21 protein-coding genes are annotated in these 22,178 nt (G+C 72.5%); 14 read left to right on the top strand and 7 right to left on the bottom strand.

Annotated elements, in window-relative coordinates:
* Window positions 1-107: 107 nt before the first annotated feature.
* A complete protein-coding gene (locus tag ACFP2T_RS10150; protein WP_377420086.1) occupies window positions 108-599 on the bottom strand; it encodes a DUF6069 family protein in 492 nt (163 codons plus the stop codon).
* 228 nt (window positions 600-827) lie between these two features.
* Here ACFP2T_RS10150 and ACFP2T_RS10155 point away from each other — a divergent pair, with 228 nt between their 5' ends.
* The 3 genes from ACFP2T_RS10155 to ACFP2T_RS10165 all read left to right on the top strand — a co-directional run bounded on the left by ACFP2T_RS10155 (window position 828) and on the right by ACFP2T_RS10165 (window position 3,801).
* On the top strand, window positions 828-1,940 hold the full coding sequence (locus ACFP2T_RS10155) for a M24 family metallopeptidase (RefSeq protein ID WP_377420087.1): 1,113 nt from the start codon (window positions 828-830) through the stop codon (window positions 1,938-1,940).
* Between the two features lie 46 nt (window positions 1,941-1,986).
* Entirely contained in the window at window positions 1,987-3,126 is a 1,140-nt protein-coding gene (locus ACFP2T_RS10160) for an acyl-CoA dehydrogenase family protein (protein WP_377420089.1), read from the top strand.
* A 168-nt stretch (window positions 3,127-3,294) separates the two neighbouring features.
* Window positions 3,295-3,801: an Lrp/AsnC family transcriptional regulator gene (locus ACFP2T_RS10165; protein WP_377420091.1), complete on the top strand. Its 507-nt coding sequence runs from the start codon at window positions 3,295-3,297 to the stop codon at window positions 3,799-3,801.
* On the opposite strand, the gene ACFP2T_RS10170 is transcribed toward ACFP2T_RS10165, so the two are convergent.
* A complete protein-coding gene (locus ACFP2T_RS10170; protein WP_377420092.1) occupies window positions 3,731-4,342 on the bottom strand; it encodes a histidine phosphatase family protein in 612 nt (203 codons plus the stop codon). The genes ACFP2T_RS10165 and ACFP2T_RS10170 overlap by 71 nt on opposite strands.
* A gap of 135 nt (window positions 4,343-4,477) precedes the next feature.
* The gene (locus ACFP2T_RS10175) at window positions 4,478-5,104 is read right to left on the bottom strand and encodes a PadR family transcriptional regulator (RefSeq protein WP_377420094.1); all 627 of its coding nucleotides are present in this window, start codon (window positions 5,102-5,104) and stop codon (window positions 4,478-4,480) included.
* A gap of 88 nt (window positions 5,105-5,192) precedes the next feature.
* Between ACFP2T_RS10175 and ACFP2T_RS10180 the strand changes: the two genes are divergently transcribed.
* Both ACFP2T_RS10180 and ACFP2T_RS10185 read left to right on the top strand, forming a co-directional pair.
* Window positions 5,193-8,024 (top strand): FtsX-like permease family protein, encoded by a 2,832-nt coding sequence (locus tag ACFP2T_RS10180; RefSeq protein WP_377420096.1) that lies wholly within the window; start codon window positions 5,193-5,195, stop codon window positions 8,022-8,024.
* Window positions 8,025-8,027: 3 nt separating this feature from the next.
* Window positions 8,028-8,774, top strand: a complete 747-nt coding sequence (locus ACFP2T_RS10185) for an ABC transporter ATP-binding protein (protein WP_377420098.1) — start codon at window positions 8,028-8,030, stop codon at window positions 8,772-8,774.
* Window positions 8,775-8,795: 21 nt separating this feature from the next.
* On the opposite strand, the gene ACFP2T_RS10190 is transcribed toward ACFP2T_RS10185, so the two are convergent.
* Window positions 8,796-10,064 carry an alpha/beta hydrolase gene (locus ACFP2T_RS10190; protein ID WP_377420100.1) on the bottom strand — a complete coding sequence of 423 codons (1,269 nt, stop codon included), beginning with the start codon at window positions 10,062-10,064 and terminating at the stop codon, window positions 8,796-8,798.
* Between the two features lie 237 nt (window positions 10,065-10,301).
* Here ACFP2T_RS10190 and ACFP2T_RS10195 point away from each other — a divergent pair, with 237 nt between their 5' ends.
* From ACFP2T_RS10195 to cpt, 8 genes are all read left to right on the top strand, one after another.
* A complete protein-coding gene (locus ACFP2T_RS10195; protein ID WP_377420102.1) occupies window positions 10,302-11,105 on the top strand; it encodes an ABC transporter ATP-binding protein in 804 nt (267 codons plus the stop codon).
* Entirely contained in the window at window positions 11,102-11,824 is a 723-nt protein-coding gene (locus ACFP2T_RS10200; RefSeq protein ID WP_377420104.1) for an ABC transporter ATP-binding protein, read from the top strand. The genes ACFP2T_RS10195 and ACFP2T_RS10200 overlap by 4 nt, the downstream gene beginning before the upstream one ends.
* A gap of 27 nt (window positions 11,825-11,851) precedes the next feature.
* Window positions 11,852-12,730: a branched-chain amino acid ABC transporter permease gene (locus ACFP2T_RS10205; RefSeq protein ID WP_377420106.1), complete on the top strand. Its 879-nt coding sequence runs from the start codon at window positions 11,852-11,854 to the stop codon at window positions 12,728-12,730.
* Entirely contained in the window at window positions 12,727-13,881 is a 1,155-nt protein-coding gene (locus ACFP2T_RS10210) for a branched-chain amino acid ABC transporter permease (protein ID WP_377420107.1), read from the top strand. Before ACFP2T_RS10205 ends, ACFP2T_RS10210 begins: the two co-directional genes overlap by 4 nt.
* Before the next feature lie 78 nt (window positions 13,882-13,959).
* Entirely contained in the window at window positions 13,960-15,243 is a 1,284-nt protein-coding gene (locus ACFP2T_RS10215; RefSeq protein ID WP_377420108.1) for an ABC transporter substrate-binding protein, read from the top strand.
* 76 nt (window positions 15,244-15,319) lie between these two features.
* The gene (locus tag ACFP2T_RS10220; RefSeq protein ID WP_377420109.1) at window positions 15,320-16,120 is read left to right on the top strand and encodes an SDR family NAD(P)-dependent oxidoreductase; all 801 of its coding nucleotides are present in this window, start codon (window positions 15,320-15,322) and stop codon (window positions 16,118-16,120) included.
* A gap of 117 nt (window positions 16,121-16,237) precedes the next feature.
* Window positions 16,238-16,849: a TetR/AcrR family transcriptional regulator gene (locus ACFP2T_RS10225; protein ID WP_377420899.1), complete on the top strand. Its 612-nt coding sequence runs from the start codon at window positions 16,238-16,240 to the stop codon at window positions 16,847-16,849.
* 29 nt (window positions 16,850-16,878) lie between these two features.
* Window positions 16,879-17,412 carry a chloramphenicol phosphotransferase CPT gene (gene cpt / locus ACFP2T_RS10230; protein WP_377420111.1) on the top strand — a complete coding sequence of 178 codons (534 nt, stop codon included), beginning with the start codon at window positions 16,879-16,881 and terminating at the stop codon, window positions 17,410-17,412.
* Here cpt and ACFP2T_RS10235 read toward each other — a convergent pair.
* Together ACFP2T_RS10235 and ACFP2T_RS10240 are read right to left on the bottom strand one after the other, a co-directional pair.
* The gene (locus ACFP2T_RS10235) at window positions 17,409-18,482 is read right to left on the bottom strand and encodes an alcohol dehydrogenase catalytic domain-containing protein (protein ID WP_377420112.1); all 1,074 of its coding nucleotides are present in this window, start codon (window positions 18,480-18,482) and stop codon (window positions 17,409-17,411) included. The genes cpt and ACFP2T_RS10235 overlap by 4 nt on opposite strands.
* Complete coding sequence (locus ACFP2T_RS10240) at window positions 18,479-19,894, bottom strand: aldehyde dehydrogenase family protein (RefSeq protein WP_377420114.1); 1,416 nt, start codon at window positions 19,892-19,894, stop codon at window positions 18,479-18,481. The genes ACFP2T_RS10235 and ACFP2T_RS10240 overlap by 4 nt, the downstream gene beginning before the upstream one ends.
* Before the next feature lie 239 nt (window positions 19,895-20,133).
* Between ACFP2T_RS10240 and ACFP2T_RS10245 the strand changes: the two genes are divergently transcribed.
* Window positions 20,134-21,684: a long-chain-fatty-acid--CoA ligase gene (locus ACFP2T_RS10245; RefSeq protein ID WP_377420116.1), complete on the top strand. Its 1,551-nt coding sequence runs from the start codon at window positions 20,134-20,136 to the stop codon at window positions 21,682-21,684.
* A 49-nt stretch (window positions 21,685-21,733) separates the two neighbouring features.
* Here ACFP2T_RS10245 and ACFP2T_RS10250 read toward each other — a convergent pair whose 3' ends face one another.
* Window positions 21,734-22,147 carry a barstar family protein gene (locus ACFP2T_RS10250; protein WP_377420118.1) on the bottom strand — a complete coding sequence of 138 codons (414 nt, stop codon included), beginning with the start codon at window positions 22,145-22,147 and terminating at the stop codon, window positions 21,734-21,736.
* Between the last annotated feature and the right edge of the window lie 31 nt (window positions 22,148-22,178).

Genomic DNA, 22,178 nt, shown 5'->3' on the forward strand with positions numbered 1-22,178 from the left:
GCGGCTGGCGTACCAGCTGCCGGATCCGGGCCGCTCTCGGGTCGTGGGACCGTCGGTGACCGCCCCCGGTTCGCGCCCTCGCTCGTCGGGGAGCGGACGGGGCGGGTTCAGCGGCGTGCGGTGGTCCGGCGCAGCATCGGGAACAGCGCGGCGGCCACGACCACGTGCATCAGGCCCAGCATGACCTTGGTGTCCACGGTGGCGAGTTCGATGCCGAGCGGCACGAAGGAGAGGACCAGGAGCACGGTCGCGAGGGTGGCCCAGATGACCCGGGCCCGGCGGGTGAACCGTTCGAGCAGGGCGAGCGTGCCCCAGCCGAGCAGGGAGAACACCAGCGTGATCACGACGATCTCGGCCAGGATCAGCGGGTGCGGCACCGGGTTGCCCGGGTCGGTGAGCACGAAGTCGGTGCCCGCGGCGTGGGCGATCGAGTAGAGCGCGGCGTTCGCGAGCACCGCCGCGCCGACCGCGAGGAGCCGGAACCGCCGGACCTGCCGACGGGTCGGCGTGGCGGCCTCGGGGCGGATCGCGGTGTCGGGCTGGCTCGTGGTCTTCGGCTGGCTCGTGGTGTTCGGCTGGGTGATGGTGGTGGCGGTCATCGCGGGCTCCCTCGGTCGCTGCGGGTTCGGGTCCAACTTCCCAGCGGTGGCCGCTGGCGATACGAACGACTCTCTCACCGACAACTTTTCTTGTCAAGACATTTGCGATTGTCGGTAGGACGCGGCGGGGGAGTACGCCAGGGGAGTGGGTCGGCGGTGCGGCCGGCTCCCAAGATCGCGCCGAGTGCTGCCGGCCGGTCTTGCCCGAACGACCGTTAAGCTAGTGACGTGGGTTACGAAAACCTCTATCCCCCGCAGCGGCTCGAGGCCGCGCAACGGGCCACGGCCGAGGCCGGACTGGACGCCCTGCTCATCCCGCCCGGTTCCGACCTGCGCTACCTGACCGGGTACCACGCCCACGCGCTCGAACGGCTCACCTGCCTGGTGCTGCCGGCAGAGGGCGAACCGACGCTCCTCGTGCCGACCCTGGAACGACCGGCCGCCGAGGCGTCGCCAGCGCCCCGCACCGGCGTACGGATCGTCGACCATCCGGACGGCGTCGACCCGTACCCGCTGGTGGTGCAGGCGCTCGGCGGGCCTGTTCGGGCGGTCGGGCTGGGCGACCGGATGTGGGCCGAGCAGGTGCTCGCGCTGCGCGCCGTGCTGCCGCAGGCCACCCAACGGCTGGCCGGCGAGGTACTGAGGTCGCTGCGGATGCGCAAGTCGCCGTCCGAGGTGGCCGCGCTCCGGGCCGCCGGTGCGGCGATCGACGCGGTGCACGGTCGGATGGCCGACTGGTTGCGTCCCGGCCGCACCGAGGCGCAGGTCGCCGAGGACATCTCGGCCGCGATCCGGGAGGCCGGCCACGCCACCGCCGACTTCGCCATCGTGGCCAGCGGGCCGAACGCGGCCAGCCCCCACCACGGGACGTCGGACCGGGTGATCGGGGTCGGCGAGCCGGTCGTCGTCGACATCGGCGGCACGATGCCGTCCGGCTACTGCTCGGACTCCACCCGGTGCTACGTGGTCGGCACGCCGCCACCGGACTTCGTCGACTACTACCAGGTGCTGCACGAGGCGCAGCGGGCCGCGGTCGGGGCGGTACGGCCGGGGGTCAGCGCGGAAGCGGTGGACTCGGTCGCCCGCGAGATCATCGCCGATGCCGGATACGGCGCCGCCTTCCTGCACCGGACCGGACACGGCATCGGGCTGGACGGACACGAGGACCCGTACCTGGTCGCCGGCAACGAACTGCCGCTCGAACCGGGCATGGCGTTCTCCATCGAGCCGGGGATCTACCTGGCCGGGCGGCACGGCGCTCGGATCGAGGACATCGTGGTCTGCACCCCGGACGGAGTCGAGCGGCTCAACACCATCGGCACGGAACTGGTCGCGCTGTGACCCGGCGGTACGGGTGCCGGGTGATCGTGGCGAGGGGGGAGCGGTCATGACCGTCGACCGGATCCTGCCCAGCGACGAGGCGTACGAACTCCTCGACCTCGTCACCGAACTGGCCGACCGCGAACTCGCGCCGAAGGTGGCCGACTTCGAGAACCGGGGCGTGTTCCCCCGGGAGCTGCTGCGTACGCTCGGCCGGGCCGGGCTGCTCGGGCTGCCGTACCCGGAGGAGCACGGCGGCGCGGCCCAGCCGTACGAGGTCTACCTCCAGGTACTGGAGATCCTTGCCGGCCGCTGGTTGGCCGTCGCCGAGGCGGTCAGCGTGCACACCCTGTCCTGCTACCCGGTGGCCACGTTCGGCGGCGAACAGGCACGCAAGTTGCTCCCCGATATGATCGGCGGCGACCTGCTCGGGGCGTACTGCCTGTCGGAGCCGCAGGGTGGCTCGGACGCGGCGGCGCTGACCACCCGGGCGAGGCGGGACGGCGACGACTACGTCGTCTCCGGCACCAAGGCCTGGATCACCCACGCCGGCATCGCCGACTTCTACAACATCTTCTGCCGGACCGGCGGCCCCGGTGGCCGAGGGATATCCTGCCTGCTCGCCGACGCCAACACCGCCGGGATCGTGCCGCAGACCCCGGAGCGGACCATGGGCCTGCGTTCGTCACCGATCGCGCAGATCGCCTTCGACGACGCCCGGGTGCCGGCCAACCGGCTGATCGGCGCGGAGGGTGAGGGGTTCAGGATCGCGCTGTCCGCGTTGGACAGTGGTCGGCTCGGCATCGCCGCCTGCGCCGTCGGACTGGCCCAGGCCGCCCTGGACTACGCGGTGGAGTACGCCCGGCAACGGGAGCAGTTCGGCCAGCCGCTGATCGAGTTCCAGGGCCTGGGCTTCCTCCTCGCCGACCTGGCCACCCAGGTCTCCGCGGCCCGGGCGTTGACCCTGGCGGCGGCCCGGCTGCGCGACGCCGGCAGGCCGTACTCGACCGAGGCGGCCAAGGCGAAGCTGTTCGCCACCGACACCGCGATGCGGGTCACCACCGACGCGGTGCAGGTGCTCGGCGGCGCCGGCTACGTCTGCGACCATCCTGTGGAGCGGTACATGCGGGAGGCGAAGGTGCTGCAGATCGTCGAGGGCACCAACCAGATCCAGCGGGTGGTCATCGCCCGCTCGTTCGCCCGCTGACCGTCCCGCTCGGCATCCGTTCGACGCCGCCGGGACCCGGCGGCGGGGCAGTATCGGGTGTTCGGGGCCGGTCGGGTCGGTCCCGAACCGGCACGCAACTTGGTAACGTCTGCCGACTCGACCGGTCTGACGTCGCCGCACGGGCTTCCTGACGGTAGGTTTCACGCCGTGGAGGAGACCGATCGGGCAATCATCGCGGCGTTGGCCGCGGACGGCCGGCTGTCGTACACCGACCTGGCGGAACGGGTCGGGCTGTCGGTGTCCGCCGTGCACCAGCGGGTCCGCCGGCTGGAGCAGCGCGGCGTGATCAAGGGGTACGCGGCGCGGGTCTCCTTCGAGGCGCTCGACCTGCCGTTGAGCGCCTTCGTGGCGATCCGTCCGTTGGATCCCTCGCAGCCGGACGACGCGCCGGACCGGCTGGCCCATCTGCCGGAGATCGACTCGTGCTACTCGGTGGCGGGGGAGGACTTCTACCTGCTGCTGGTCCGGGTCGCCAGCCCGGTGGACCTGGAACGGGTGCTACAGGAGATCCGTACCGCCGCGAACGTCACCACCCGGACCACCGTGGTGCTCTCCACCCCGTACGAGAGTCGCCCGCCGAAGATCAGTTCGGATCCGGCGGCGCCCCGGCTGCGCGCCCTCCCACCGGACCCGGCGAGTTCCAGCGCAGGATGACCGGCCGCCCGTGCTCGTAGCCGAGCGTCGAGACGGTGGCGGTGTCCAGCCGTAGCCGTCCACCGCCGCTCGGCGGCAGCCCGATCCACCGGGCGCCGGCCACCCGCAGGCTGTGCCCGTGCGCGACCAGGGCGACGTCCCCACCGTCGAGCAGTGCGGTCGCCCGGTCCAGCACCCGGTCCAGCCGGGCACCGACCTGTTCCGGTGACTCACCGCCGGGGCAGCCGTCGGTCCACAGCACCCAGTCGGGCCGCTCCCGGTGGATCTCGTCGGAGGTAAGTCCCTCGTACGCGCCGTAGTTCCACTCCGCGAGGTCCTCCTCGATCTCCGTCACGGTCAGCCCGGCCAGTTCCGCGGTGTACAGCGCGCGTTTGCGGGGACTGGAGAGCACCGCGCTGAAGCGCCGTCCCCGCAGCTCACCGGCGATCTCACGGGCCTGCCGCTCGCCGTCCGGCGTCAACTCCAGATCCGTGTACGAGGTGTGCCGGTGGCTGACGCTCCAGTTGGTCTCGCCGTGGCGAACGAGGACGATCTCTCCCATCCCACCAGTCAACCACCGACCGCCGCGGGACGCCGAAACGCCGAGCCGGTGCGGCCACCGGACGGGCAGTGTGGCCGTTCCCGCCGCACTCTCGCCGATGGCGGATACGACGGCGTTCGACCCGATCCGGCCCTCTCAGGCGCCCTGCGCGAGGCTCGGATCCGGGCTGTTCCCGATCGGGTCGGCCAGCGTGCCGCCCGCTGGGTCGGCCGGGGCGGCTCGTCGGGCCGGCAGGCGTACCCGGTCGCCGTCGAGCAGTGCGGCCTCGGCGTCCTCGAGGAAGGCGAGGTCGGCCTCGACATGCCGGCCCGCGGCGGAGAGCAGCAGGCCGACAACGGGATCGTCCGCGTCGCGCCGCAGCGTTCCGAGGTTGCGTAGCTCGCGTAGCAGGTAGCCACGTTGGTTGGCGAGGACGGTCCGGAGCACCTGCGCCGAGCCGGACCGGGCGGCGGCGGTGATCTTCAGGAAGAAGTCGTCCCGGAATCCTCCGCTGCGCGGGCTCGGTTCGGCCAGCCACCGGGCCAGTTCGGCCTGGCCGGCGGGGGTGATGGCGTGCATCCTGCGGTCGGGCTTCACCGGCTGGGGGTGTCGCTCGGTGACGACGAGACCGTCCCGGCCGAGTCGGTCGAGGATCTGGTAGAGGTGGCCGATGTTGAGTTGCCCCCACTGTGGACCGACGGCGGTCTCGAACGCGCCCTTCAGCTCGTAGCCGTAGCTGGGCCGGTCGGCGAGCAGTGCCAGGACCGCGTGCTGGATCGCCACGCCCCCTCCATCTTTGCGTTGTCGGTGCCTTGCATTGTCACAATGTATGGCGGAGAGTGTCCTTTAACCAGCGGGGGGGAGGGCACGGTTGTTCCGGTTCATCTGGCGGCAGCTTCGGGGCCGGGGCGCTCGTTCCGTGGCTCTGCTGGTCGGGGTGTTGGTGGCGACTACCGGCTTCGTGGTGTTGACCGGCGCCACCACCACCTCCCGGTTGCAGCTTGGTGAGCGGGTGGAACGCGAAACCCGGGCCGCGTACGACATTCTGGTCCGTCCCAAGGGCAGCCGCACCCCACAGGAGGCCGACCGTGGGGTCGTCCGGCCGAACTATCTCTCCGGCCTGTTCGGCGGCATCACGCAGGCGCAGTACGAGCAGGTCAGGGCGGTCCCCGGGGTGGACATCGCCGCGCCGGTGGCGATGGTCGGCTACTCCATCTTCGCAATGGAGGCCGAGTTCGACCTCACCGCGACGGTGGACCGGTCCGTCGACCACCAGGTGATCCGGGTCGATCCGACGTTCCTGGCCGAGCGTGGGCTGTCCCGTGCGGTGGCCAGGCCCCGTTACGTCTACCTGACCAGGAACCCGCTGACCTACCCGGTGGCCATCGAGGACGGGAACGTGCCCGATCCGAGGCCCTACACCGACGGCAATCGATACTCCTCCGACTCGTGCGGCAACGGCTGGTGGGTCCCCCGAGAGATCTTTCCGGACGGGCACACCGAGCCGGTGTGCAACCTGGCCTCGCGCCCGATCGTATCGGGCTCGACCGTGACGAACGTCGAGCACACCGAGGTCCTCGTGGCCCGGCTGCTCCCCGACGGCCGGTTCGAGAACTCGCCGCACAGTCCGGCGGTGGGATCGGAGAGCCCGGCGAACGTGACCGACCGGCTCGTGCTGCCGGTCCGCTGGCACGTCCCCTTCCTGCTCGCCGCCGTCGACCCGGCCGCCGAGGACCGGTTGCTCGGTCTGACCGACGCGGTCGTCGAGGGCCGCCCACTGCGCGCCGACGAGCAGGCGATCGACTTCGACCTGGGCGGGTTCCCCGGCCTGGACGTTCCGGTGCTGGCCACCAGCCGCCCGTACGTGGACGGCACGGTCGGTGCCAGCTACACCCGGCTGCGTCCGGACCGGGTCGCCGGGGTCGGACCCGACGTGCTGGCCAGGACGTTGCCGGCCACGGCGGGGGAGCCGGTCGGCACCGGCAGCGCGGACCTCGCCGACACCTACCAGGCGCGGATCAGGTCCGCCATCGGCGCCGAGCACCGCCCGGACACGCTGCTCACCATGATCCAGGCGGGCCCGCCGGAGTACGACATCCTTCCCGACGGCACCCTGCGGCCCCGGACCGTACCCGGAGATCCGGAGGTCTACGGCATCGCCGGGATGGCGGACTGGCCCGCGCCCTGGCTGGCCGGCGACACCTCGTTCCGTCCACTGCGGCGGCTGGTGGTGCAGACCATCAACGAGCGGCCGAGCCGGGGCTGGCGTCCAGTGGGGATGTTCGACCCCGAACGGCTGGCCGCGTTCGGCGGACTCTCCGAGGTGCCCCTGGAGACGTACCAGCCGCCGGTGGCGACCGGCGCCGACGAGGCCAGCCGAGCCGCGCTCGGCGACCGGCCACTGTTGCCCAGCGGCAACCCCGGCGGATACCTGTCCAGCCCACCCCTGCTGCTGACCAGCCTCGCGGCGCTGCCGAAACTCCTCGCCGGACAGGGCGGCCGGGAGCAGGCCGCCGCCCCGATCAGCGCGATCCGGATCCGGGTCGCCGGGATCGGCGGCTACACCGAGCAGTCCGCCGAGCGGGTCCGGCTCACCGCCGAACAGATCGCCCTGCGCACCGGACTCGACGTCGACGTGACCTTCGGATCGTCTCCCGCCCCGCAGACCGTCACCCTGCCCGCCGGCACGTACGGCCGACCCGACCTGCGCCTCACCGAGGACTGGTCGGCGCTCGGGGTGGCGTCGGTCATCGTCCGCGCGGTGGATCGCAAGAGCATCGGGCTGTTCCTCCTCGTCCTCGTCGTCTGCGCGCTGTTCCTGGCCAACGCCGTCTCGGCCGCCGTCCGGGACCGAAGATCGGAACTGGCCGTGCTCGCCTGCCTCGGCTGGCCCGCACGACGCATCGGGGCCGCCATCGTCGGCGAGGTCGCCGCACTCGGCCTCGCCGCCGGGCTGCTCGGACTGGCGCTGAGTACGCCGCTCGCCGCACTGCTCGACCTCGACGTCGGCTGGCGGCACGCCGCGCTCGCCGTACCGGTGGCCCTGGGGCTGGCCCTGGCCGCCGGCGCGGTGCCGGCGTTGCGGGCCAGCCGGGCCCATCCGGCCGCCGCGTTACGGCCCGCCAGCGCCCCGGCCCGGCGGGCCCACCGGCCGCGCGGAGTTCTCGGCCTCGCCCTGGCCAACCTCGTCCGGGTACCCGGACGGACCGCCCTCGGTGCCGTCGCCCTGGGCATCGGCGTCGCCGCCCTCACCATGCTGGCCGGGATCAACCACGCCTTCCAGGGAACGGTGGTCGGCAGCCTGCTCGGCGACACGGTCTCGCTCACCGTCCGGACCGCCGACACCACGGCCGCGCTCGCCACCACCCTGCTCGGAGCGGTGGCGGTCGCCGACGTGCTCTACCTGAACATCCGCGACCGGGCCGCCGAACTGGCGACGCTGCGTGCCACCGGCTGGACCGAACCCGCCCTCGCCCGGCTGGCCGCGTACGAGGGCGTTGGCATCGGACTCCTCGGCGCGACCACCGGGGCTGCCCTCGGGCTGGCCGGCACCGCCGCGCTGGTCGGCGGGCTCGGCACCGGCCTGCTGGTCACCGCCGTGGTCACCGCCGTCGCCGGGACGCTGCTCGCCGGCCTGGCCGCGCTCGTTCCGGCGGTACTGCTCCGCCGCCTGCCCACCGCACGCCTGCTAGCCGAGGAGTAGCCGATGCCGAACACTTCGGTCGCGGTCACCGTGGACGGACTGACCAAACAGTTCCGGACCGGCGGGGAGCCGCTGACCGCCGTCGACGAGCTGTCGCTCGAGATCGCCGCGGGCTCGATGGTCGCGTTGACCGGCCCGAGCGGCTCCGGCAAGTCCACCCTGCTGCACCTGGTCGGGGCGATCGAGTCCGCCGACACCGGCACGATCGTCGTCGGCGACCGGGACATCACGAAGCTCCGCCGCGCCGCGCTCGCCGCGTACCGCCGCACGATCGGATTCGTGTTCCAGCGGTACCACCTGCTGCCCGCGCTCAGCGCCCTGGACAACGTGATAGCGCCGGTCCTGCCGTACCGGGTCGACTTCGACCGCGCGGCCCGGGCCCGGGAACTGCTGACCGCCGTCGGACTCGCGGGCAGGGAGCGGGCCCTGCCGGCGCAACTCTCCGGCGGCCAGCAGCAACGGGTGGCGGTCGCCCGGGCCCTCATCGGCGAGCCGGCACTGCTGCTGGCCGACGAGCCGACCGGCAACCTGGACTCCGGCACCGGCGCCGAGATCCTCGACCTGTTGCTGCGACTGCGGGCGGAGCGCGGCATGACCGTCCTGCTGGCCACCCACGAGCAGCACATCGCCGCCCGGTGCGACCGGCTCATCCGACTCCGGGACGGTCGGATCGCCGAGGACCTCGACCTGACCGGCGGCGACGACGATCGGGACTCGACCCTGACCCGGGCCACCCAGCTCCGGCTCTGATCGGGCGGGAGTACGGCACGCTCAGTCGGAGTCGTCGAAGTTCAGCGTGCTGCGGTGCCCACTGGACGGCCAGGCGGGAATCGTCAGTACGTCCACCCGATCGGTGCCGCGTTGCCGTGCGCCGACCATGGTGAGGCCCCGGGCCGGGATGAACACGTCCATGCCGGTGATGAAGGTCTGCGCGTAGAAGGCCGGGATCGGTGCGGTCAGGTCGGTGGTCCGGTCGCTGCCCCGGTCGAACGCGAAGATCCCGATCACCCGCTTGACCCGGGGACTGTTCGCGGGGTTGAGGATGTCCCGGCCGTTGACCCAGAGCCGGTCGGCGCCGGCCCACCACTCCTTGTTCCGGTTGACCACGATGGCCGCGTGCCGGTCGCCCGCCTCGACCAGGGCACCCAACCCCTGGCCGGGTGCGCTGGTGAGCAGCCGGACCAGCCGGTCGCTGCGGTGGAACGGCTGGAAGTAGAAGTGGTGCGTGGGCGCGCCGTCGCGGACCACGGCGAACTCGTACCGGCGCTCGCCGTGTGCGCGCAGTGGACCCCAGGATCCGTCGCCGGACAGCGGCACCGTCGCCACGTGTCGCTGGCGCAGGCCGAGCAGGTTCAGCTCGTACACCTCCAGTGAGCCGTCCGGAACCCCGGCGTTGACCGGAAAGAGAACCGCCCGGCCGGACAGGCTGACCCGATGTTCGGCGCGGATCCTGGTCGTCCGCGGCGGCCGGCCGGTGAGGAACCGGTAGACGTGGACGAAGCTCTCCGCCGAGGTGACGCTCTGGGTGTGCGACTGGTCGGACAGCGAGACGTTGGTCGCCCCGGTGACGGTCCGGGTCGGATCGCCCTCACCCCAGATCGCCAGCGTCGGCACCCCACCCGGCGGAGCGGCGGCGGTACGGCCGTCGAGGTTGACGTAGTGCGCGACCCGGGTGGCGCGGTCCGGTGAACTGGTCAGGTAGCCCTGCACCACGAACGTGCCGAGCGAGTGTGCGACCAGGTCGACCCGCCGCGTACCGGACTCCCGCGACAGTCGCGCGATCCGGGCGTCGAGTCCGGCCCACACCTGCTCCATCGTGTTGAGGGTGAACGTCGAGTCGTACTCGTGGGCCTCGACCAGGGCAGCCGGGTAGCCGTTGCTGGCAAACCGTTTGGCCTGGGTCTGGAACTGCTGGGCCGAGCCGGCGGAGCCGTGGACGAAGATCACCGGACGGGGTGTGCCCTCGGCCCGCGCCGTGCCGGGGTCAAGCGTCAGGACAAGGGCGGCGGCGAGCCCGAGCGCGGCGGTTCGGCGAGTCATGCGCGGATCCTCCGGAAGCAGCGGAGAGCCTGGACTTGCACTGATTGTGCATTGTGCTCTTCGTTCGGCGGACTGTCGAGGGCTCGCCGGGGGCGCTGAGGCGCGCGGCGCAGCCGGGGCACCGGCGGCGGTGCCCACCGCAGCAACATCCCGTGGAGCACCACCGTGGTATTGACGACCCGCAATCAGAATCTACACTGACCGTGTAAATAACGGTCGCGAGCCGAAGGGTGTGTCATGCCGGAAGAAGGGCTGGCGCTGCACCACATCGGAGTGCGGTTCGGCGGCCTGACCGCGCTCGACGACGTCTCGCTCCGGGTGCCCGCCGGCCGGGTCGTCGGCGTGATCGGTCCGAACGGGGCCGGCAAGACCACGCTGTTCAACGTGGTCTGCGGAATCGTGGCGCCGGTGTCGGGGTCGCTGACCCTCGACGGCCGGGCCCTGCGGCCGCGACCGCACCGGCTCGCCGGGCTCGGCATCGCCCGGACCCTACAGGGGATCGGGCTCTTCGCCGGGCTCACCGTGCTGGAGAACGTGATGGCCGGGGCGGGGCGACTGGCCCGGTCCGGATTCGCCTCCGCGCTGTTCGGCCTGCCCGGCAGCGACCGCGACGAGCGGCAGTTGCGGAACTGGGCGTACGAGGTCCTCGACGGTCTCGGCATCGCAGGTCATGCCGGGGCGGTGCCGGGAACGCTGCCGTTCGCCGTACAGAAGCGGGTGGGTCTGGCCCGGGCGCTCGCCGCCCGGCCCCGCCTGCTGCTGCTCGACGAGCCCGCCGGTGGGCTGGCCGCCGACGACGTCGACGAGTTGGCCGCGCTGATCCGGCGGCTGCCCCGCCACGCCACCGACCCGTGCGCGGTACTGCTGGTCGAGCACCACATGGACCTGGTGATGTCGGTCTGCGACGAGATCGTGGTACTCGACTTCGGCCGGGTCATCGCCACGGGTGACCCGGCCGAGGTCCGGGACGATCCCGCGGTCGCCGACGCCTATCTCGGCGCCGCCGACGCCGGGGCAACGGTGGACGGGATGGCTCCGTGACCGGCACCGAACTGCTGAGCGTACGCGGGCTGGTGGCCGGTTACGGCGCGGCGCCGGTGCTGCGGACCGTGGACCTCTCGATCCCGGTCGGCACCATCACCGCGGTCGTCGGGGCGAACGGCGCCGGCAAGACCACGCTGCTGCGTACCCTCTCCGGGCTGGTCCGGCCCAGCGCGGGGCAGATCCGCCTCGACGGCGAGGAACTCGGGCGGCTGCCCGTCGAGCACCGGGTGCGGCGCGGAATGGCGCACGTGCCGGAGGGCCGGGGCGTGATCGCGGAACTCACCGTCGAGGAGAACCTCCGCCTCGGCGGCCTGTGGCGGCGGGACCGGGCCGACGTACGCCGGGCCCTCGACGAGGTCTACCAGTTGTTCGAGCCGTTGGCGCGGCGACGGCGGCACGCCGGTCACCAGCTCTCCGGCGGCGAGCGCCAGATGCTCGCCCTCGGCCGCGCCCTGGTCGCCCGGCCACGGCTGCTCCTGCTCGACGAGCCCTCGCTCGGGCTGGCGCCCCGGGTGACCGCCCAGATCATGGCCCTGCTGCGGCAACTGCGGAACGGCACCGGCCTGACCGTGCTGCTCGTCGAGCAGAACGTCCGGAGTGCACTCTCCGTCGCCGACCAGGGCGTCGTGATGTCGCTCGGCCGCGTCGTGATCGACACCGCCGCCGCCGAACTGCGCGACGACGACCAGCTCCGGCACGCCTACCTCGGCTTCTGACCGTCCGTCCACCTCGGAGGAGGACTCGTGGACCGCTTCGTCTTCCTCACCCTCGACGGGCTGTCGAGGGGAGCCGTCTACGCGGCGTTCGCGTTGGCCCTGGTGCTCATCTGGCGGGCCGCCCGAGTCGTCAACTTCGCCCAGGGGGCGATGGCGGTGGCGACCACGTACGTCGCCTACAGCGTCTCGGCCTGGACCGGGTCGTACTGGCTCGGCTTCCTCGCCGCGCTGGTCGCCGGGCTGCTCCTCGGCGCACTGGTCGAGGTCGCCGTGATCCGGTTCGTCGGACCCGACTCCCCGCTCAACGCGGTGATCGTCGCGCTCGGGCTGGTGCTGCTGATCCAGGCGGTGCTCGGGATGGCGTACGGGAACGAGTTCCTGCCCGCCGCCACCGCGTTCAGCCGGACCGGGTACGAGGTCGGCGGGTTGGCGGTGCTCTCACCGTACGACCTGTTCGTCTTCGCCGCCGTCGCGGTGGTGGTGGTCGGGCTGGCCTGGATCTTCACCCGTACCGCCGTGGGGCTGCGGATGCGGGCCGCCGCGTTCGCGCCCGAGGTGTCCCGGCTGCTCGGGGTCAACGTCGGCGGCATGCTCACCCTCGGCTGGGCCCTGGCGGCCGGAGTCGGCGCGCTCGCCGGCATGCTGGTCATTCCGACCGGGCTCGGCCTGCACCCCAACGCGATGGACCTGGTCTTCGTCTCGGCGTTCACCGCTGCCGTCGTCGGTGGGCTGGACAGTCCACCCGGGGCGGTGGTCGGTGGGTTGGCGGTCGGGCTGATCCTGTCGTACGTCGGCGGATACCTCGGCAGCGACACCACCCCGCTTGCCGTACTCGTGCTGCTGCTCGCCGTGCTGCTCGTCCGGCCCGGTGGCCTGTTCGCGCCGGCTGCCGCGAGGCGGGCATGAGGGCCGGGGCGGTGCCGGCCGCGCCGCCGGAGTCGGGCGCCGGGCCGGCGCGGACCCGGGAGCGGGGCGGCGCCGGCGGGCCGACCGGGCCGCGCGGCTCGACGCTGCTGCGCCACCTCGTCGTCGTGCTGGGCGCGGCGGCGGCGCTGCTGGCGGCGAGCTACCTGCTGGATCCCTTCCGCAACTTCCAGCTCGCCACCGTCGCGGCCTACCTCTGCGCGACGGCGGGGCTCACCGTCCTGATCGGACTCAACGGGCAGTTGTCCCTCGGGCACGGCGCGCTGATGGCGACCGGCGCCTACACGGTGGCACTCAGCCAGAACGCGCTCGCCGAGCGGGGCGCGACCGGAGGCTGGCTGCTGCCGATCTCCCTGCTGGCGGCGGTGCTGACCACCGTCGCCGTCGGCGCCGTGATCGGGGTGGCGGCGGCCCGGCTGCGCGGGCCCTATCTCGCCGGGGTCACCCTCGCGGTCGCGGTCGTCGTACCGGCCCTGACGGTCACCTTCGACGGGGTCTTCAACGGCGAGCAGGGCCTCTCCGTCCACCTCGCGCCACCACCGGCGGCGCTCGGCCCGTACTTCCCCTACGAACGGTGGCAGCTCTGGGTCGCCGGTGCGGCCACCCTGCTCGCCCTGCTGCTGGTGGCGAACCTGGTACGCAGCCGGTACGGCCGGGACTTCCGGGCGGTACGCGACGACGAGATCGCCGCCCGGCTCGCCGGGATCCACGTCGCCCGTACCCAGGTGATCGCCTTCGTGCTGAGCGCCGCCACCGCCGGACTCGGTGGCGGTCTGCTCGCCGTGCTCGCCCAGAGCGTGTCGCCGGGGGCGTTCTCGCTGACCCTCTCGCTGTTCCTGCTGATGGCGGTCGTGCTGGGCGGCCTCGGCAGCCTCGCCGGTGCGGTCTGGGGCGCCGCCGTCCTGGTGATCCTGCCCGAGTTGAGTCACCACCTGACCGAGCAGCTGTCGCTGTCGCCGGCCGCGGCGCAGCGGTTGGCCGGCAACCTTCCGCTGGCGATCTTCGGGATCACCCTGATCGTCGTCATGATCGCGGCGCCGGGGGGCGTGCAGGGGCTGCTGTCCCGGCTCGCCCGAGCCCGGCCCGTCCACGCCGGGCTCCGCTCGCTCCAGCGGCTGACCTGGCGCTCCTGACGCGGATCCGCACCAGTTCCACCCCGGCACCAGTTCCATACCCGCACCGTTCCGTACTGAGAAAGGTCGGTACCGCTCATGCGACGCTCGATCAGAGGCGGTCTCGCGATCGCCACCTCGTTGGCCCTGCTCGCCGCCGCCGGATGCGAGGGCGGCGGCTCGGGCTCCGGGTCCGGGGACGCCGTGCCCGGGGTCACCGACACCGAGATCGTGGTCGGTACGCACATGCCACTCACCGGACCGGCCTCGGCCGGCTACTCGACGATCGCGCCGGCCACCAGGGCGTACTTCGACTACGTCAACGCGAACGGCGGCGTACACGGCCGGAAGATCACGTACAAGATCATGGACGACGGCTACAACCCGGCCAACACCCAGCAGGTGGTCCGGCAACTGGTGCTCCAGGACCGGGTCTTCGCCATCCTCAACGGCCTCGGCACCCCGACCCACACCGGCGTGCTCGACTTCCTGAAGAGCAACCGGGTTCCGGACCTCTTCGTCGCCTCGGGCAGCCGGAGCTGGGACCAGCCCGACAGGTATCCCGGCACGTTCGGCTTCAACGTCGACTACACGGTGGAGGGCAAGATCCTGGCCAGTTACGTACGCGACAACCTGGCCGGCCGGAAGGTCTGCCACCTCGGTCAGGACGACGACTTCGGCCGGGACAGCCTGGCCGGGGTGGAGCGGATCCTCGGGGCCGCCGCGATCGGGGCCAAGCAGACGTACGTCACCAGCAACACCAACGTCGCCCCGCAGATCGGCGCGTTCAAGGCGGCCGGTTGCGAGGTCGTCATCCTGGCCACCGTCCCCGGGTTCACCGCCCTGTCGATCGGCACCGGAGCCAGGCTCGGCTTCAGGCCGCAGTGGCTGGTGTCGAACGTCGGCGCCGACCATCCGACCCTGGCCAAGCAACTCGGTGCCGCCGCGCCGCTGCTCGAAGGGGTGATCGGGGTCAACTACCTGCCGATGAACAACGACACCGCCAACCCGTGGATCCAGCTCTTCACCAGGATCAACCAGGAGCACAACGGCGCCGCGCCGTTCGACGGGAACACCGTCTACGGCATGTCGGTCGGCTATCTCTTCGTGCAGGTGCTGCTCGCCGCCGGCCGGGACCTCACCCGGGAGTCGGTGACCGCGGCCGTGGAGAAGGGCGGGTACCAGGGGCCGGGCCTGGCGCCGCTGCGGTTCTCCGCGACCGACCATTCCGGGTACGGCGGCGAGCGGCTGACCCGGGTGAGCGGGGGCGTGCAGCAGTACTTCGGCCCGACGTACGAGACGGACGAGGAGGAGGGGCCGGTACGGGAGTACAGCGCCGCTCCGGTGCCACCACCGGCGAACGGCATCCCGACGGCGAGCTGACCGGCGGCCGCCCGACGCCGGGTCGGCCGGACGGTTCGTTGACCTGCTGGTGCCGGCCTGGGATACTACGTGCATTGTGGATGCAAATAGTACCCGCTTTACCCTGTCCGGTGCGGCGGTGGTGGTCACCGGCGCTGGATCCGGCATCGGGGCGGCGTTGGCCACCAGATTCGCCGCCGACGGCGCCCGGGTGGTCGTGAACGACCTCGACGCCGACGCGGCCCAGCGGGTGGCGACCCAGGTCGACGGGGTTCCCTTTCCGGCCGACGTCGCCGACCCGGCCGGAGTGGCCGAGCTGGTCCGCTTCGCCCGGGACCGGTTCGGCCGGATCGACCTGTTCTGCGGCAACGCCGGGGTGATCGGCGGCGGCGGAGCCGAGGCGTCCGACGAGACCTGGGAGCGGACCTGGCGGGTGAACGTGATGTCCCATGTGTACTCGGCACGGGAACTGCTGCCCGACTGGCTCGCCGCCGGTCGGGGCCGGCTGCTGATCACCGCCTCTGCGGCGGGCCTACTCACCCTGCTCGGCGACGCACCGTACTCGGTCTCCAAGCATGCGGCGCTGGCGTTCGCCGAATGGCTGCGGGCCAGCTACGCCCACCGGGGCATCGTCGTGCAGGCGCTGTGCCCGCAGGGCGTCCGGACCGACATGCTGGCCCGGGGCGAGGGACCCGGCGCGGCCCTGCTCGCCGAGGGGGCGGTCAGCCCCGAGCAGGTCGCCGACCAGGTGGTGGCGGCACTGGCCGACGACCGGTTCCTGGTGCTGCCGCACCCGGAGGTGGCAACTTACTACACCCGGCGGGCCGGCGACCCGGACCGCTGGCTGCACGCGATGAACCGGGTCCAGCGGGACCTGGAACGGCCGGCGGAGAGCTAGGCCGGAGCTGCCCGGTCTCGACATCCGGGACATCCCGTCCGCGTGTCTACACTCGGCATGCCGGGCGTGACCGGAATTACCGGAACGGACGCCGTGGTGCCGACAGAGGGGGCAGGGATGGGCAGGGCCGAGGCGCCGATTCGGGTCGACGGACGCAACGCCCGGGCCGAACGCACCCGGGCGGCGATCGTCGAGGCGCACCTCGCGCTGATCGGCGAGGGAGACCTCCGACCGACGGGCGAGCGGATCGCCGAACGGGCCGGGGTGTCCCTGCGTACCCTCTGGACGAACTTCAAGGACATGGAGACGCTGTTCGAGGCCAGCGGGGAGCAGGTGCTGCGCCAGCAGGACGCCGCCTACCGACCGATCTCCGCCGCCCTGCCGCTGGCCAAGCGGGTCGACGCGTACTGCCGGCAGCGGGCCCGGCTGCTCCAGCTGATCGCGCCCGCCGCCCGCGCCGCGCAGATGCGCGAACCGGTCTCCGCGCAGCTGCACCGCAACCGCCTCAAGCACATCGACCGGGTACGCGCCGAGGTCGAGGAACTGTTCGCGAACGAGCTGGAACAGGCCGGACCGGGCCGGGAGCAGTTGGTCAACGCCCTGGTCGCCACCAGCATGTGGCCGACCTGGTCGATGCTGCGGGACGGCCTCGGGCTGGGCGTGGATCACGCGCGTTCGGTGATGACGCGTACCGTCGCCGCACTGCTGGCCGACCCGACCGCCCGCTGACCGGTCCGGTCTGCGTCTACCCTGGCAGCGTGACGGCTCGGGTGATCGTTCTCAATGGTGGCTCCAGCTCGGGGAAGTCCGGGATCGCCCGGTGCCTGCAGGCGGTCCTGCCCGATCCGTGGCTGCTCCTCGGGATCGACACGCTGATCGAGGCGATGCCCACGTCGATGCGGACGTCGGACGCGGGGATCGAGTTCGCTCCGGACGGCGGCGTGAGCGTCGGCCCGCAGTTCCGGACCCTGCAAGCGGCGTGGATCGAGGGAGTCACCGCGATGGTGCGGGCGGGCGCGCGAGTCATCGTCGACGACGTCTTCCTCGGCGGGGCGCATTCCCAGCAGCAGTGGAGGGAGGCCCTGGACGGGCTGCCGGTGTTGTGGGTCGGCGTCAGGTGTGAGAGCCGGGTCGCCGCCGGCCGGGAGGTTGCCCGGGGCGATCGGGTGACGGGGATGGCGGCCTCGCAGGCGGAAGTCGTACACCGGGGGGTGTCGTACGACCTGGAGGTGGACACCACCCATGCCGAGGCGATGGAGTGTGCCCGGGTCGTCGCCGCTCGTCTCGGTTAGGGGCAGACCACGGTACGGGCGCCCTCGCCCCGGGCCATCCGGTCGAAGGCCGCCGCCGCACCGTCCAGAGTGGTCCGATCGGTGACCAGGAAGCCGAGGTCGAGCACCCCGGCCAGCACGTCGGCGGCCAGTTCCGGCAGGTCCCGGTCCGGATCCGACGAGCCGTAGACCGAGGAACGCAGCGTACGCGCCGAGTGGAACACGTCCAGCGCACCGAGCCCGACGATGTCGTCCCTGGCTCCCATGCCCACCACGATGACCTGACCACCGCGTCGGGCGGCCCGCCAGGCGGTGCCGATCGTGGCGCCCCGCCCGACGCACTCCAGCGCGTGGTCCACGCCCCGTCCGCCGGTGTGCGACCGTACCGCCCGGACGGTCGAGGAGTCGGCGAGCAGGAAGTGCGTGGCGCCGGCGGCGTGCGCCAACTCCCGCTTGGCGGGGGAGAGGTCGATCGCGATCACCGGATCGGCACCGGCCGCCCGGGCGGCGTACACCGCCGAAAGGCCCACCCCGCCGAGCCCGATCACGGCGACGGAGTCGCCGGACGCGACGGCGGCGGTCCGGCGGATCGCGCCCGAACCGGTGAGTACGGCGCAGCCGAGCAGCGCGGCGGTCTCGAACGGCAGCTCGGCCGGCACCGCTACGACGGCCGACTGCGGCACCACCACCTCCTCGGCCAGCGCGCCGAGCCCGAGGGTGACGTGCAACGGCTCTCCGTCGGCCGTACGGCCCCGGGCGCTGGCCGGCGTTCCGGTGCTCGCACAGAGCCACGGCTCGGCACGCTGGCAGAACCAGCACTGCCGGCACGGCGGCGCCCAGTTCAGCACGACGTGGTCGCCGACGCCTGCCCGGGAGACGCCGCCGCCGACCTCGACCACGATCCCGGCGGCCTCGTGCCCGAGTACCAGTGGATAGGGCGGGGCGAGGGTGCCGTCGACCATCGACAGGTCGGAGTGGCAGACGCCGGCCGCCCGTACGCTGACCCGTACCTCGCCCTCGGTGGGGCCGGGAAGTTCGACGTCGGTGACCCGGGGCGGCTCGCCAGCGGCGCGTACCACCAGGGCCCTCATCGTTGGATCGCCTTGACCTGTAGGAATTCCTCCAGACCGTAGCTGCCCAGTTCCCGGCCGAGGCCGGACTGCTTGTAGCCGCCGAACGGGGCGAGCGGGTTGAAGGCGGCACCGTTGACGTCGACCGCACCGGTGCGCATCCGCCGGGCGACGCCCAGCGCCCGGTCCTCGTCGCCGGACCAGACCGCACCGGCCAGGCCATAGCGGGAGTTGTTGGCGACCGTGACCGCGTGGTCGTCGTCGTCGAACGGGATCACCGAGAGCACCGGCCCGAAGACCTCCTCCTGGGCCAGCGCGCTGTCCGGGTCGACGTCGGCGATCACCGTCGGCGCGACGAAGTAGCCCCGGTCCGGCAGCGCCGCCCGGGGACCGCCGCTGATCAGCCGCCCGCCGTCGGCCAGCCCTCGCTCGACGTGGTCCCGGACCCGGTCCCGCTGCGCGGCCGAGACGAGCGGACCGAGCCGGGTGCCCGGCTCGAACGGGTCACCCGGTCGGTAGGTCCCGGCCAGCTCGGCGGCGAGCGCCAGGGCCTCGGCGTACCGCGAACGGTGCACCAGCATCCGGGTCCACGCGGTGCAGGTCTGCCCGGAGTTGAGGAAGGCGTTCCCAAGTCCCACCTTCACCGCCGTGCCGAGGTCGGCGTCGTCGAGGATCACGTTCGCCGACTTGCCGCCGAGTTCCAGGGTGACCCGGGCGATCCGGTCCGCGGCCAGGTGCGAGATCCGCCGGCCGGTCGCGGTCGAGCCGGTGAACGAGACCAGGTCGACGTCCGGATGTGCGGCGAGCGCCTCGCCGGCCACCGGACCGGTGCCGGTCACCAGGTTGACCACCCCCGGTGGGAAGCCGGCCTCGTCGATCGCCTCGAAGAGCAGGTACGCCACCAGCGGGGTCAACTCGCTCGGCTTCAGTACCACCGTGCAGCCGGCGGCCAGGGCCGGCGCGAGTTTCGCCATCACCTGTTGCAGCGGGTAGTTCCACGGGGTGATCGCGCCGACCACCCCGACCGGCTCCCGCACGACCAGGGAGTTTCCGACGGTTGCCTCCGGCGGTGGTTGCCCGGCGAGGTCGACGAAGCCGCGCAGGACGGTGAGCGGCAGCCCGGTCTGGATCCGGGTCGCCACCCGCAGCGGCGTACCGAGTTCGCGGGCGACGCAGTGGGCGATCCCGTCCGTACGGGCGGTGAGCGCGGCGTGCAACCGGTCCAGGGCGGCGGCCCGGTCCGCCGGTGCGGTGGCCGCCCAGCCGGCGAAGGCGGGCCGGGCCGCCGCGACCGCCCGGTCGACGTCGGCGGGTGCGCCGGCCGGCACCGCGCCGATGACCTCCTCGGTGGCGGGATTCTCGACCGGCAGGGTCTCCCGGGCCGCCGGGCCGACCCAGTGCCCGTCGATGTACAGGTCGGTCCTGCGATCCATCGCGTTCCTCACCTCGCCGTGCCGGAGTTGTCGTCTGGTGGTGGGTCAGAGGGCGGTGCCCGAAAACTAGCGTCGCAAGTTTCCACCGTAGTCCGATCCTCCGCCCGGCATTAAAGGTCGCGGTCTGGAGCGGCCTGGACCGCATTCTGCTCTGGACGCCTAAAACTTGCAGCGTTAGTTTGATGGCGGTGGACCGGTTAGTCCTCCACCGAGCAGACCGCGCCGGACGGGAGTTCCTGATGACCGCGCTGTCCCTGGCCATGGTGCTGGCCGAAGCCGCCCGCCGGTACCCGGACACCGTCGCCGTGATCGACGGCGATGCTCGGGTGACGTACGCCGAGCTGTGGCTGGAGGCCCGCAGCTACGCCGCCCGGCTGCGCGAACTCGGCGTACGCCCCGGCGACCACGTGGCCCTGGTCGCGCCGAACGTCGTCGAATTCCCCCGGGCCTACTACGGGATCCTCGCCGTCGGTGCGGTGGTGGTGCCGGTGCACCTGCTGCTGACCGCCGAGGAGGCGGCCCACGTGCTGACCGACAGCGGCGCCACGCTGCTGGTGTGCCATGCCGCCTACCTCGAGCTGGGCAGCGCGGCGGCGGTGCGGGCGGGGATTCCGGTGGTCAGCGTCGGCGCCCGGGGCAACGGTGCCGTCGGACGGCTGGAGGGGGTCGACGGGGCCGCCCCGCCGGCACCACTGCCGTCGTACGTCACCCGGTCCGCCGAGGACGTCGCGGTGGTCTTCTACACCAGCGGCACGACCGGGGTGCCCAAGGGCGCCATGCTGACCCAGCTCAACCTGGTCATGAACACCACGGTCAACGTCTTCGACGCCAACGACGCCCGGAGCGGCGACATCGTGCTCGGCTGCCTGCCGCTGTTCCACACCTTCGGCCAGACGGTGGCGATGAACGGCACCTTCCGGGTGGGCGGCACCCTGGTCCTGCTCGCCCGGTTCAGCGGCGCGGCCGCGATCGAACTGATGCTCCGGGAGAACGTCAACGTCTTTTACGGGGTTCCGACCATGTACATCGCGCTGCTGGACGCGATCGGCGGGTACGACCAGCCACCCCGGCTCCGGCTCTGCGTCTCCGGCGGGGCGTCGCTGCCGGTCGCCGTCCTCGAACGCTTCACCGAGGTCTTCGGCGCGGACGTCTTCGAGGGGTACGGCCTCTCCGAAACCTCGCCGACGGCCACCACCAACCAGCCGCACTTCGGCATCCGGGCCGGCACCATCGGACATCCGGTCTGGGGCGTCGAGGTGGAGATCGCCCGCGCCGACCTCGACGACCGGATCGAGCTGCTGCCGCCGGGCCAACTCGGCGAGATCGTCATCCGGGGCCACAACGTCTTCGCCGGCTACCTCGGCCGGCCGGAGGCGACCGCGGAGGCGCTGGTGGACGGCTGGTTTCGCAGTGGCGACCTCGGACGCAAGGACGACGACGGCTTCGTGACCATCGTGGACCGGAAGAAGGACGTGATCATCCGAGGCGGCTTCAACGTCTATCCGCGCGAGGTCGAGGAGGTCCTCGTCCGGCATCCGGGCGTCGGGCAGGTGGCGGTGATCGGCGTACCGGATCCGCTGCACGGTGAGGAGATCTGTGCCGTGGTGGTGGCCGACCCGGCCGGGCCCGGCGTACCCGACGAACAGCACCTGGTCGACTGGTCGCGGGAGCGGCTGGGCCGGCACAAGTACCCACGCCAGGTCCGGTACGTCGACGCGTTGCCGCTCGGCCCCAGCCACAAGGTGCTCAAGCGGGAACTCCGGCGGCAGATCGCGGCTCAGCCCGACTGACCACGTCCGGCCGAACGCACCCGGCGCTGGCGATCCCGGACGGCCGCTGTCAGTCGAGCGCCGCGATCAGCCGTCGCCGCAGCTCGGCGTCGCCGGCCGGACCGGCGTGCAGGATCACCCGCAGCGCCGGACCGGCCGGGCCGGTGGACGTCCGATCGGCGATCGTGCCGAGTACGGCGAGCAGGATGCCGAACTGCCCGGCGGGCTCGTCGGCGAGCAGTTCCGCCGCGTCCGTCACGAGCAGCGTGCGGGGTTGCTCCATCACGAGGTCGGTCAGGCAGTCCTCGAACGCGTCCCAGTTCCGACCGAAGTGGGCCGGGAACCGCAACCGGGCCGCCCACTCGGTGAACAGCCCGGCCCGGGTACGACTGCCCGCCCCGCTGACCGGCGTCGCGTCCGGCGGTGCGGGGTCGGTCGACACCGTCAGCCAGGACGGCGGGGCGGGGTCGAACTGCTCCGGCATCGGTATCCCTGCGATCGGTCCGGCGGGCATC

The sequence above is a fragment of the Plantactinospora solaniradicis genome, assembly GCF_042658085.1.
Classification (GTDB): Bacteria; Actinomycetota; Actinomycetes; order Mycobacteriales; family Micromonosporaceae; genus Plantactinospora; species Plantactinospora solaniradicis.